The organism is Brevibacterium oceani (genome assembly GCF_017948325.1).
In the GTDB taxonomy this organism is placed as follows: Bacteria; Actinomycetota; Actinomycetes; order Actinomycetales; family Brevibacteriaceae; genus Brevibacterium; species Brevibacterium oceani.
In genome coordinates this window covers 3,590,592-3,602,754 of record NZ_CP072846.1, presented here as the reverse complement: position 1 = coordinate 3,602,754, position 12,163 = coordinate 3,590,592, and the positions used below count along the sequence as shown (strand labels likewise).

The following is a 12,163-nucleotide window of genomic DNA, read 5'->3' as shown; positions in this document are numbered from 1 at the left end:
GGGCCGCCACTGCGCGGGGCAGGCCCCAGTGCGGTGCCGGCCCTGGCGGACCCAGCCCCAGCGCGGTGCCAGCCTCGGGCACGGCGCGGGTTCGGCCTCGGGGTATCAGCCTCGTGACTTGCGGCCGAACACGGACCCCGTCGTGATCATCGCGGCTGCGAGGACGAAGTGCAGCCAGTTGTCGGCGCTGTTGAGCGGGACGAAGTTGCCCATCGACTCCATCGGCACGACGAGTCCATAGATCCACAGCACCGCGTAGACGATGCCGCCGACGATGAGGTAGCTCTTCGCCAGCCCGCGTGAGCGCAGGCCCAGCAGGCCGACGATACCGAAGAGCAGGTGGACGACGTTGTGGAGCACGGAGACCTGGAAGATGCCCAGCAGAGCCGCCTCCGAATGGTGCCCGGCGAACATGATGGTCCCGAGATTTGTGGTGATCCCCGGGATGAAGCCGAGGATGCCGACAAGCAGGAACACGGCGCCGAAGATGCCGGCGACGACCTGCACTGGGCTGCGCCCTCCTTGCCTGAGGGTGGCGGTGCGCGATGACTGGGAGTCGGACGGTGAAGCGGAACGCGGCGTGGTCATGACGGTCCTTTCGACGGAATGATCAATGTCACCGGTGATTCGGAGCCCTCCCGGTCGCGGATGGATGTCGTAACGAGGAATTCTCCGCAGCGGGCACCACCCCTGACCTGCCGCGAGCGCCTGTCGGCATGGCTGGGTCCCTTGGGCGGCAGGCGCGTGCCGATCACGCTGGCGACGATCCCCGCGACGATCGTGCCCCTGGCACTCTTCACCGGCGGCATCGGCCTGATGCGCACCGTCTTCGCCGGGCCGCCCGAGGTCTTCGCCGACAGCTGGTGGGCGACGATCGGTCGGAGGCTGAGCGCCGAGACAGCGGCTGAGCGCCGAGACCACTGTGAACACAGCGTTGCCTCGGCGCTCATCCGTTGTCTCGGCGCGATCGCGTCATGTGCGCCGGGGGCCGTACGTGGTGAGCAGGTTGCCTTTGCTCGTCTGCTGCACATCGCGCAGCTCCAGGCGAGTCGTCGCTCCGCCTTCGAAGAGTGAACGTCCGCTGCCCGCAACGACGGGATGGATCGCCAGAGTCAGCTCATCGACGAGCCCCGCCTCGACGAGCTGACGGACCACCGACATGGAACCTTCCACGGCGATCTTCCCACCGTCGGCCGCCTTGAGACCGCGCACGAACTCGACGAGGTCACCGTCGATGAGGCTCGAATTCTCCCACCTGAGATCTTCGGACCGCAGAGTCGTCGAAGCGATGTGCTTGGGCGTCGCGTTGATGAAGTCGGCGAACGGCGAGTCTTCGCCCTCGGTGTGACTCGGCCAGTAGTTCTCCCACTCCTGATAGGTGACCCGGCCGAGGAGGCAGTCATCGACTCCTCCGATGGCTGTGGTCATCCATTCGCCCATCTCTTGGTCGAAGGAATCGAATTGGAAGTTGAACGGGTCCGATGCGACGCCGTCGAGTGACTGGAACAGGGCGGCGATGACTGTGCGGCTCATGATGTACTCCTCGTTGAGTGTGTGTGGCTCAGTGCAGTGATGCTCGAACAGCAATTCTCGAATGGTTCATAAACTGAACTACTATTTCAATAATGAACCGAAGTGGTTACACTGTCAATCATGAAATCGTATGGCCAGTACTGCGGCCTCGCTCGGGCAGCCGAGGTGCTGGGGGAGAGGTGGTCGCTCATCATCCTCCGTGACCTCCTCGTCGGGCCGAAACGCTTCAACGAGCTGCGTCAGGGCATCCCCGGAATCCCGTCGAACCTCTTGACCACCCGGCTGCGAGAACTCGAATCCAGCGAGATCGTCGAACGCAGCCTCGAAGGGCGCCACGTCGTCTACCGGCTCAGCGACTACGGCAATGACCTCGGGCCGGTGCTCATCGGACTCGGACGATGGGGCTCTCGCCGCCTCGGTGCCCCGCGAGAGGGAGAGGCGCCGACAAACAGCTCACTGGCCGCCGCACTGATGACGTCCCGCACAGGGGACGCAGTCGAGCCATTCACCGTCGAGGTGACCGCGGGCCCGGCCATCGCGCACGCCGCCGTGTCCGCGACCGGTGTCGACGTGGCCGAAGGCGCCGATCCGCACGCGCAGTTCTTCGTCGGCGGATCCGGACTGCGGGATCTCCTCGCCGATGGCGATGCACAGGCGGCGCTTGCGGCCGGAACCGTGACAGTGGGCGGCGACCAGCGCCTGCTGGCCGAGTTCGTTCGGGCCTTCCGCGCCCCGCTCGACGAGGCAGTCGGCAGCTAGCCGGCAGGGTGCGCCCGCCGGCAGAGTGAGCCCGCCCGCAGAGTGAGCCGGACGCGGCGAAAAACAGAATTGTTTGGTCGATCCACCGTGATTCTGACGAGCAGAACGCGCCGGATCGACCAAACACTGACGTGTTGCCAGTGCATTCGGCCCGAAACGACGAACCGTGCACCCAAAAGACTGACCGTGTGCCCAAAAGACTGACCGGACGCCCGCAACGACGAGCCGTCGCGGCCGCGGCCTCACATCACCCGAAGCGGCCGGAGATGTAGTTCTCGGTCTCTTCCTTGTCCGGGTTGGAGAAGATCGACGAAGTCTCGTTGAACTCGATGAGCTTGCCCGGCTTGCCGGTGCCGGCGATGTTGAAGAACGCGGTCTTGTCGGACACGCGTGCGGCCTGCTGCATGTTGTGCGTGACGATGACGACCGTGTACTTGTCCTTGAGGTCGTTGATGAGGTCCTCGATCGCCAGCGTCGAGATCGGATCGAGGGCCGAGCACGGTTCGTCCATGAGCAGGACCTCGGGTTCGACGGCGATTGCGCGGGCGATGCACAGTCGCTGCTGCTGACCGCCGGAGAGTCCGGAGCCGGGCAGGTTGAGGCGGTCCTTGACCTCGTTCCAGAGGTTCGCTCCGCGCAGGGCACGCTCGGTGAGGTCGTCGGCTTCGGACTTCGACAGGCGCTTGTTATTCAGGCGCACCCCGGCGAGCACGTTCTCCTTGATGCTCATGGTCGGAAACGGGTTCGCACGCTGGAAGACCATGCCGACCTCGCGGCGGACGTTGACGGGGTCGACGCCGGCGCCGTAGATGTTGTTGCCGTCCATGAGGACCTCGCCGGAGACGCTGGCTCCCGGGATGACTTCGTGCATGCGGTTGAGCGTGCGCAGCACGGTGGACTTGCCGCAGCCGGAGGGGCCGATGAAGGCGGTCACGGAGCGGGGTTTGATCTGCATCTGCACACCGTCGACGGCGCGGAAGTCGCCGTAGAAGATGTCGAGATCCTTGATGTCGATCTGCTTGGACATTGTGTTTCCTATCCGTGGATATTGATGAGTCTAGAGAATCGAAAGCTGGCCATCAGCGTCCGGCCTTCGGGGCGAGGACCTTCGCGATGATGCGGGCGAGCAGGTTGAGGACCATGACCAGCACGACGAGCACCAGGGCGGCGGCCCAGGCGCGCTCGGAGCTGGCCAGAGCGGCTGCGCCGGGGGAGACCGGGCGCAGCTGCGAGTCGTAGATGAAGGTCGGCAGCGTCGACATCCAGCCGGAGAACAGGTTCCAGTTCAGCGTCTTCGCGAAGCCGGCGGTGACCATGATCGGAGCGGTCTCGCCGATGACGCGTGCGATGGCGATGGTGACGCCCGAGAGGATCCCCGACACCGAGGTGGGCAGCACGATCTTCACGATCGTCTTCCACTTCGGCACGCCCAGGGCGTAGGAGGCCTCCCGCAGATCCATCGGCACCAGACGGAGGATCTCCTCCGTGTTGCGCACGACGATCGGGATCATCAGCACCGACAGGGCCACGGCCGCGGTGAAGCCGGTCTTCGCGATTCCCGCCGAGGCCGGCATGATGAGGTTCGCGACCGTCGAGAACAGCGCGAAGGCGAAGAGACCGGCGACGATCGAGGGGATGCCGGTCATCACGTCGACGAGGAAGGTGATGGCCTTGCCCAGGCGGTTCTTGTTCGCGTACTCGACGAGGTAGATGGCGGTGAGGACGCCGACCGGGATCGAGATGATGCATGCTGCTACGGTGATGAGCACGGTGCCGACGATCGCATGGTAGAAGCCGCCGGCCAGGGTGGCCTCGCCGGCGACATACTGCTGATCGAGCACGCCCTTCATGCCGAGCATGGTCCGGGTCAGCAGGTCGCCGCTGATCGCGGCCCCGCCCTTGGATACGGTCAGCCACAGGAGCGAGACGAGGGGAACGCACGCGAGGATGAACGTCGACGTGACGATCGTGGTCGCGACCCGGTCGACGGCCTTGCGGCGGCCTTCGTAGGAGGCGGAGAGCACGAACACGGCGATGAGGTTGATGAGGCCGGCGAGGACGGCGACGACGGGGATGTTGAAGCCGCCGAAGGCGATGAAGCTGATGACGATCGCCGCGATGATCGAGGCTGCTGCGACGACCCACGGGGTCGCTTTGGGCAGCTGTTTTGAGGTCAGCTTCGCGGGCTTGGAGACGACGGTATCTGCAGTGGTCATTCTTCTCAGCTTCCCTTCACCGAAGTACGGGCGACGATGGCGCGGGCTCCCATGTTCACCAGCAGGGTGATGACGAAGAGGACGAGTCCGACCGTGATGAGCTCGGACAGGCGCAGGCCGGCGGCCTCCGGGAAGTTCTGCGCGATCTCAGAGGCGATCGTCTGGTTGCCGCTGACGACCAGTGAGGCAGTGAGGACGCCGGGTGAGAGGATCATGGCCACGGCCATGGTCTCACCGAGTGCGCGACCGAGGCCGAGCATGGTCGCCGAGACGATGCCGGACTTGCCGAACGGCAGCACGGCCATCCGGATCATCTCCCAGCGGGTGGCGCCGAGGGCCAAGGCCGCCTCCTCCTGCAGACGCGGGGTCTGGAGGAAGATCTCACGCGTGAGCGAGGTGATGATCGGCAGGATCATGATCGACAGGACGAGGGACGCGGTGAGGAGGGTGCGGCCCGTCTGCGACACCGAGCCGTCGGCGGCCGGCGCGAAGATCGGAATCCAGCCGAACCACTGTGACAGCCACAGGTAGAAGCCAGTGAGGTTGCCGGCCAGCGCGATGCCCCACAGGCCGTAGACGACCGAGGGGATGGCGGCGAGGAGGTCGATGACGTATCCGAGCACCGGGGCGAGCTTGCGCGGCGCCATGTGCGTGGTGAACAGCGCGATGCCCAAAGCGAAGGGCGTCGCCACGACGAGCGCGATCGCCGCGGAGATGAGCGTGCCGATGACCAGCGGCCAGACGTAGGAGAAGAACCCCTTGCCGCCGGTGATCTGCGAGGGATCGGTCAGCTGCGCTTCGATCGTGTCCTTCGACTGGGCGAGCAGGAACAGGGCCACACCGGCGAGGATGACTAGGATCAGGATGCCGGCGATGAGTGTGGCGGCCGAGAAGATCCGGTCGCCGGGACGGACGACGGCCTTGGGTGCGCGCCCGTCGGGCTTCGAGGACGGCATCTGCTGCCCGGCCTCGGGTTCGGAGCTCGGCCCGGTGGGGCCTGACTCGGTGGTCTGTGTGCTGGTCGGCACAAGTACTCCTCACGTGACTTGTGGTGGAACCGGGGTGGTCCCACAGGCACCGAAGAGCGGCGCAGGGCCTCTGCGCCGCTCCCGGTTGGTTATTCTTCGAGGTCAGAGACCACGATCATGGAATTCGGAAAGGCTCACTCTGCGACCTTGATCGAGTCGATGACGGTCTCGATCTGCGAGCGCAGGTCGTCCGACAGCGGGGCGGAGCCGGCCGAATCGGCGGCCGACTTCTGTCCCTCTTCCGAGATGACGAACTTCTCCCAGGCCTTGACCATGTCCACGGTCTCCTGATCCTTGTAGGAGGAGCAGACGAGGTGGTAGGAAACGAGCACGATCGGGTAGGCGCCCGACTCGGTGGTGTCGCGGGCCAGGTCGAAGGCGAGATCGCCTTCGCCGCGTCCCTCGACCTTCTCGGAGGCGTCGACGACCTTGGTTGCGGCCTCGGGGGAGAGCTCGACGAACTCGTCGCCGACCTTGACCTTGGCGGTCTTCAGCTCACCGACGGCCGAGGCATCCGCGTAGCCGATGGCTCCGTCGGTGTCCGAGACGGTCTGGATGATGCCGTCGGTGCCCTGAGCGGCCTCGCCGCCGTACTCCTTCGGGAAGTTTCCGTCGACCTCGGCGTCCCAATCCTTCTCGGCGGTGGCCTTGAGGTACTCGGCGAAGTTCTCGGTGGTGCCCGAGTCGTCGGCGCGGTGGACGGCGGTGATCTTCGTGTCGGGCAGATCGGCGTCCGGGTTGTCCTTCTTGATCGCCTCGTCGTTCCACTTCGTGATGTCGCCCTTGAAGATCTTCGCGATGGTCTCGGGCGACAGGTTGAGCTCGTCGACGCCTTCGACGTTGAACGTCACGGCGATCGGGGAGATGTAGACCGGGAATTCGTAGGCTCCGTCGGCGCCGCAGGCTTCCTTGCCGGCCTCGACCTCATCGTCATCGAGGTGAGCGTCGGATCCGGCGAACTGAGCGTTGCCTGCCAGGAACTGCTCACGACCGGCACCCGAGCCGTCGGGGGAGTAGTTGACGGTCACGCCGGAGTTCTCCGAGGTGAAGTCGGCGGTCCAAGCATCCATGGCGGCCTTCTGCGAGGAGGCGCCGATGCCGGTGAGGGTGCCCTGCAGGTCACTGTCGCCGCCGCTGGCTTCCTCTCCGGTGGCCGAGGCTCCGCCGCAGGCTGAGAGGGTGAGAGCGCCGACCGCGAGAATCGCTGCGGAGGGGGCGAGATGCTTCATCTTCACGAAGATGCCTTTCATGTTGTGGAGACAGCTCGAGAGTTCTCGATTGTTCGCTGTCCACGCTAAGGATCACGCGTGAAGTGCAAGGAGGTGGAACGTGAATGGGAGGTGAACGACGGTTGAAGGATCCGCGCGGTTCTGAGTGCTCGGTCACAGCCCCGGCCGTATTCGTGAAAGGATCGTTGTCAGCCGTCGATGGGGCGGACGCGTTCGATCTCGACGATGCGCGGCACCGGGCCCGGACGCACGTAGACGATGAGGACCTCACCGGGTTTGAGGTACGGGTCCTCCTTCGGCAGCTTCTCGACGACCCGTTTGGGTGCGTGCGAACGGTAGACCTCGAAGATCGTCGGCAGCACTGGACGGTGGGTGCAGAAGATGACGGGCTTGCCCTTCTCGAGGATCTTCTCGATCCACCGTGCGGTCTTCGCCGGGTTCGCCGCCGTGGCCTTCTCGGACAGTGTCGTCACCTTCTTGATCGACTTGCCCGTCGCCGCCGACAGCGGAGCCAGGGTCGCCATGCACCTCTTCCACGGGCTGGAGATGAGCTTCTTCGTCTCCCACGCCCCGAGCAGCCCGGTCAGCGCCATCGCCTGCCTGGTGCCGAGCTTGAGCAGGGGGCGGACATGCTCGGTCTCATACCACTTCGACCGCGGGAACGCCTTGCCGTGGCGGACGAGGATGAGCGGCCAGGCCGACAGCGCCTCCGTCGAATCGTACTTCTCCAGGGCATCGAGCTGATCGCGGTCGGCATAGGAGGTCAGCTTCGTCCGCGCCTGCTCGACCGGCAGCCACTGTGCCCGGTCGACCTCGCGTTCGTTCATCGGCGCGAACGGGGGATCGCCCTTGACCTCGGCGGACCAGTAGAAGACCTTCTTGCGGTTCTTCCCTCCCACCATGTAATCGGCCGTGGGCAGCGGGATGCCCAGATGGATGTCGAATCCCGTCTCTTCCCTGACCTCACGCACGGCCGCTTCGGGCAGCGTCTCACCGGGCTCGACCTTGCCCTTGGGCCAGGACCAGTCGTTGTACTTCGGACGGTGGATGAGGGCGACCTCGAGGCCATCGGCCCCATGACGCCAGCACACGGCACCGGCTGCCAGCACATCGGCGTCGACACGCGACGACGCCTGCGCGGTTTCGACCGGTGAAGGGCCGCTCACGCCTCGTCCCCGATCCGCCGACGATTGCGGTGACGGCGGATGAGCTCCGTCTGATAGTCGATGAGGATGGTGCCGTCGGCGTCGTGGGTGCGCCGGGTCCACTTGCCGTCTGCGGCGAGTTCGAACGCCGAGGTGGTCTCCGCGAAGGCGAGATCGAACAGATCGATGATCTCCTCCCGGTGGTTGTCCTGGACGATCTGCACGAGGGTCTCGACCCGCCGGTCGAGGTTGCGGTGCATCATGTCCGCCGAACCGATGTAGACGATCGGGTCCCCGCCGTTGCCGAAGACGAAGGCGCGGGAGTGTTCGAGGAACCGACCGAGCACGGAGCGGACCGTGATGTTCTCGCTCAGCCCTTCGATGCCCGGACGCAGGGCGCAGATGCCGCGGACGAACACCTCGACGCTCACCCCGGCTCGGGAAGCCCGGTAGAGGGCGTCGATGATGGCTTCGTCGACGATGGAGTTGACCTTGATCCTCACCTGCCCGGCACCGCCGGCCTCGGCGATGGCGATCTCTGATTCGATGAGGTCGACGAGTCCGGTGCGCACCTGGGTCGGAGCGACGAGGAGGCGTGAGTACTCCGAGCGCGGGGCGTAGCCGGAGAGCTGGTTGAACAGCTTCGTCAGATCGTCGGCGACGGCGGTGTCTCTGGTCAGCAGACCGAAGTCTTCGTACCCGCGTGCGGTCTTCGGATGGTAGTTGCCGGTGCCGACGTGGCAGTAGCGGGCCAGTCCCTCGGCCTCCTGACGGACGACGAGGGAGAGCTTCGCATGCGTCTTGAGACCGACGATGCCGTAGACGACGTGGACGCCGGCGCGCTCGAGCTTGCGTGCCCACGTGATGTTGGCCTCCTCGTCGAAGCGGGCCTTGATCTCGACGACGGCGAGGACCTGGATACCGGCCTGCGCGGCATCGACGAGGGCATCGATGATCGGCGAATCGCCGGAGGTGCGGTAGAGCGTCTGCTTGATCGCGAGCACATTCTTGTCCGCGGCGGCCTGCTCGAGGAAGGCCTGCACACTCGTGGAGAACGAGTCGTACGGGTGGTGGAGCAGGATGTCACGGCTGGACACGGCAGAGAACACGTCGACCTGATCACTGGATTCGCGCAGGGAGAGGTCCTTGTTCATCTGCGGAACCATCTTCGGATAGTGCAGATCATCGCGGGGCACATCGGCGATGTCGGACATGCCGGAGAGGTCGAGCGGCGTCGGCAGATGGTAGATCTCGGATTCGTGGATGCCCAGTTCGTCCTTGAGCATCTCGAGCACCCGGGGGTGGATGTTCTCCGTGATCTCCATCCGCACGGCCGGTCCGAAGCGGCGGCGCAGCAGCTCTTTCTCCAGGGCCTTGAGCAGGTTCTCCGCATCGTCCTCTTCGACCTCGAGGTCCTCGTTGCGGGTGACGCGGAACGTCGAGTGGTGGATGACCTCCATGCCTTCGAACAGCGTGCCGAGGTGTTCGGCGATGATGTCCTCGAGGGCGACGAAGCGGGCCGGGACGTCGCGTCCGGCGGGGCGGTCGGTCGCCTCGGCGACGTTGAAGAACCGGGGCAGGCGAGGTGGCACCTTGACCCGGGCGAAGAGCTCCTTGCCGGATTCCGGATAGCGCAGGAGCACGCCGAGGTTGAGCGAGAGGCCCGAGATGTAGGGGAACGGGTGCGCGGGATCGACCGCCAGGGGTGTGAGGACGGGGAAGACGTGACCGAAGAAGAATTCGTCGACGCGGGCGCGCTCGTCCTCGGTGAGGTCCTCGACCTGGACCTTCGTGATCGACTCCGCGTCGAGGCGGGGGCCGATGTCGTCCTTGAGCAGGGCGGCGTGCCGGCTCATCAGTTCGTAGGCGCGCACGCCGATGTCGTGCATGACCTGCGCGGGCATCCGGCCGGTGACACTCGGCACGGCCAGGCCGGTGTTGATGCGGCGTTTGAGGCCGGCGACGCGGACCATGAAGAACTCGTCGAGGTTGGTCGCGAAGATCGAGAGGAACCGGACCCGCTCGAGCAGCGGGATCTCCGGGTCGGAGGCGAGGTCGAGGACGCGTTCGTTGAACGCGAGCCAGCTGAGTTCGCGGTCGAGGAAACGGTCGGCCGGGTCGGGCAGATTCAGCTCCTGCCCGGCTGCTGCGATGTCGTACAACGCTCTACTCCTTCTCGCCTGCGGGTGCATAGGCCACGTGCGCGATCGCGACGTGGAAGCCCAACCGCTCGTACAAGCCTAGCGCCGGAGCATTGTCCGATTCGACGTAGAGTTCGATGACCCCGGCCCCGTCGGCGACCATCCGTCGCAGGCCCTCGACCGTGAGCGCCTTGCCCACCCCCTTGGCGTGGATGTGCGGGTCGACCCCGACGACATAGACCTCGCCGAGGCGGCCTTCAGTCTCCGTGTCCGTGATCTTCGTCTGGTGGAAGCCGATGACCTCACCGTCGCGGACGGCGAGGATGACCGTATCCGGGTCGAAATCGTCGGCGGTGACGATGGAGTCGATGTCGGCGCGGGTCTGCGAACCCTGTTCGGGGTGCCAGTCGAAGGCGGCATTATTCACGGCCAGCCAGCCGTCTTCGTCACCGGGTGCGAACGAACGGATCTCCACACCGTCGGGGGCATCGGTCTCGGGCAGGTCGGTCAGGCTCAGACCTCCTTCGGTGCGCATCTGGTAGAGGACGCGGTCGCGGCCGAGTCCGTACTTCTTCGCCAGATGGGCAGCGGCGGGGTGGTCGCCGTGGGACCAGCACCAGGCCTCGGGCTGCTCGTCGATGATCGTCCGCAGCAGCTTCTCGCCGAGGCCGGTGCCGCGGTGTTCGGGGGCGATGACGAATTCGGCGGCGTGCCGCTCTCCCTGCAGGGCGCGGATGCCGAAGCCGATGAGCTCGGCTGCGCCATCAGGGTCTGTGATCTGCGCACCGTCCCCAGCGCCGGCGGACGGGGTTGTGCCGCTGCCGTACACACGCCACACGCTCGAGGCGGTCTGCGCCTCGTGGGAGGTGTCCTCACCGGTGGCGATGGCGATGAGCCCGCCGGAGATCTCGGCAGCGCCGTCGGCGAGAGCCACGCGGTCGAGGAACGCCTGCTCCGCCTCGGTGAGGGTGTCGATGGGGGTGCCCGTGACCGCTCCGCTGGCCGTTATCGTCATACCTTCACGTCCTCCGTGCTCGTCGTCTCTCCCGAGTCGGGATGCTCGTCTTCGGGGTGCCCGCTCCCCGCGGAAGTCGAGGACTCCTTCCCTGATTCCGCGGAGTCGGGTGCGTCGTTCTCCTCGCCCTCATCCTCGTCCTCGGTGACGCTGTCAGCGCTGAATCGGTAGCCGACATTGCGCACCGTGTGGATGGCGTTCTCGAGGTCTTTGCCGAGTTTCGCACGGAGGCGTCGGACATGCACGTCGACGGTGCGGGTGCCGCCGAAGTAGTCGTCACCCCACACGGCCAGCAGGATCTCGTCGCGGGTGAAGACGCGTTCGGGGTGCATCGCGAAGAACTTCAGCAGCGCGAACTCGCGATAGGTCAGGTCGAGGCTGCGACCGCCGAGCTCGGCGGTGAATGCGGTCTCGTCGATGCGCAGAGTGCCGGTGACGACGATCATCGGCTCACCGTCGGCATTCCACGGACCGCCCTCGACCCCCTCGCCGAAGTACCCCTGCGCACCGGCCTCCCGGGAGGTGGCGACCGGGCCGCGCCCGGAATCGAGGGGACCGCGTCCGGTGCGGACCGGCCCCCGACCGATGCCGCTGACCGTCGCCCCCATGCCGCCGGCGCCGGCAAGATACGGGCCGCCGAGGCGCGCCCCGCCTGAGTAGGGGCCGGAGGCCGCAGCCTGACGCTGACGATCACGGGCCACGCGCAGCCGCGCCTCCACCTCGGCGGGGCCGGCAGTCGTGAGGATGAAATCTGACACGTTCCACTTCGCCGAGGCGGTCGCCAGTCCGCCCTCTCCGAGCACGACGATGACCGGCGCGGTGACGCTGCGGTGGGTGAGCACCTCGGCGATCCGCGGGGCCAGGGACAGGTCGAGGCAGGCGTCGGCAATGACGACGTCGGCGTCGAGCGACTCACGGTCGGCGGTGGTCAGGGCCTCGGCGCCGAGGCGGCTGACCTGGTGTCCGAGGTACTGCAGCGATTCGGGGGCGATGGGGGATTCGAGGCGAGCCGTGGGGCAGATGTGCAGGATCCGCATGTGCTGCCTCCACCTCCTCGGTGTGTGTCGTCTGAGTAGAAGTATAGCGAGTGCGAAATC

Annotated in this window: 12 protein-coding genes; 1 reads left to right on the top strand and 11 read right to left on the bottom strand. The window is 66.1% G+C overall.

Translation table 11 applies throughout. The features are described 5' to 3' along the window. Nucleotides 1–105: 105 nt before the first annotated feature. The 3 genes from J9314_RS16045 to J9314_RS16035 are packed head-to-tail and all read right to left on the bottom strand — an operon-like array spanning nt 106 to nt 1,533. Nucleotides 106–588, bottom strand: coding sequence for a DUF4383 domain-containing protein (locus J9314_RS16045; RefSeq protein ID WP_210603308.1), 483 nt, complete (start codon nt 586–588; stop codon nt 106–108). Next, nucleotides 585–950 (bottom strand): hypothetical protein, encoded by a 366-nt coding sequence (locus tag J9314_RS16040; protein WP_210603307.1) that lies wholly within the window; start codon nt 948–950, stop codon nt 585–587. Before J9314_RS16040 ends, J9314_RS16045 begins: the two co-directional genes overlap by 4 nt. 22 nt (nt 951–972) lie before the next feature. Next, complete coding sequence (locus tag J9314_RS16035; RefSeq protein WP_210603306.1) at nt 973–1,533, bottom strand: dihydrofolate reductase family protein; 561 nt, start codon at nt 1,531–1,533, stop codon at nt 973–975. A gap of 120 nt (nt 1,534–1,653) precedes the next feature. On the opposite strand from J9314_RS16035, the gene J9314_RS16030 reads away from it, so the two are divergent. Then, complete coding sequence (locus J9314_RS16030) at nt 1,654–2,292, top strand: winged helix-turn-helix transcriptional regulator (RefSeq protein ID WP_210603305.1); 639 nt, start codon at nt 1,654–1,656, stop codon at nt 2,290–2,292. A gap of 247 nt (nt 2,293–2,539) precedes the next feature. Here the strand turns inward: J9314_RS16030 and pstB are convergent, their stop codons facing one another. The 8 genes from pstB to J9314_RS15990 all read right to left on the bottom strand — a co-directional run bounded on the left by pstB (nt 2,540) and on the right by J9314_RS15990 (nt 12,103). Further along, nucleotides 2,540–3,319, bottom strand: coding sequence for a phosphate ABC transporter ATP-binding protein PstB (gene pstB, locus J9314_RS16025; RefSeq protein ID WP_210603304.1), 780 nt, complete (start codon nt 3,317–3,319; stop codon nt 2,540–2,542). Nucleotides 3,320–3,371: 52 nt separating this feature from the next. Beyond that, nucleotides 3,372–4,508: a phosphate ABC transporter permease PstA gene (gene pstA / locus J9314_RS16020; protein WP_210603303.1), complete on the bottom strand. Its 1,137-nt coding sequence runs from the start codon at nt 4,506–4,508 to the stop codon at nt 3,372–3,374. A 5-nt stretch (nt 4,509–4,513) separates the two neighbouring features. After that, nucleotides 4,514–5,464, bottom strand: a complete 951-nt coding sequence (pstC, locus tag J9314_RS16015; RefSeq protein ID WP_181273235.1) for a phosphate ABC transporter permease subunit PstC — start codon at nt 5,462–5,464, stop codon at nt 4,514–4,516. 206 nt (nt 5,465–5,670) lie between these two features. Next, on the bottom strand, nt 5,671–6,771 hold the full coding sequence (gene pstS, locus J9314_RS16010; protein WP_425514166.1) for a phosphate ABC transporter substrate-binding protein PstS: 1,101 nt from the start codon (nt 6,769–6,771) through the stop codon (nt 5,671–5,673). Between the two features lie 182 nt (nt 6,772–6,953). After that, a complete protein-coding gene (locus tag J9314_RS16005) occupies nt 6,954–7,931 on the bottom strand; it encodes an NUDIX hydrolase (protein ID WP_210603301.1) in 978 nt (325 codons plus the stop codon). Beyond that, nucleotides 7,928–10,102 (bottom strand): RNA degradosome polyphosphate kinase, encoded by a 2,175-nt coding sequence (locus tag J9314_RS16000; RefSeq protein WP_210603300.1) that lies wholly within the window; start codon nt 10,100–10,102, stop codon nt 7,928–7,930. Before J9314_RS16000 ends, J9314_RS16005 begins: the two co-directional genes overlap by 4 nt. After that, nucleotides 10,077–11,066 carry a mycothiol synthase gene (gene mshD, locus J9314_RS15995; protein ID WP_210603299.1) on the bottom strand — a complete coding sequence of 330 codons (990 nt, stop codon included), beginning with the start codon at nt 11,064–11,066 and terminating at the stop codon, nt 10,077–10,079. Before mshD ends, J9314_RS16000 begins: the two co-directional genes overlap by 26 nt. Next, complete coding sequence (locus J9314_RS15990) at nt 11,063–12,103, bottom strand: winged helix-turn-helix domain-containing protein (RefSeq protein WP_210603298.1); 1,041 nt, start codon at nt 12,101–12,103, stop codon at nt 11,063–11,065. The genes mshD and J9314_RS15990 overlap by 4 nt, the downstream gene beginning before the upstream one ends. Nucleotides 12,104–12,163: the final 60 nt, after the last annotated feature.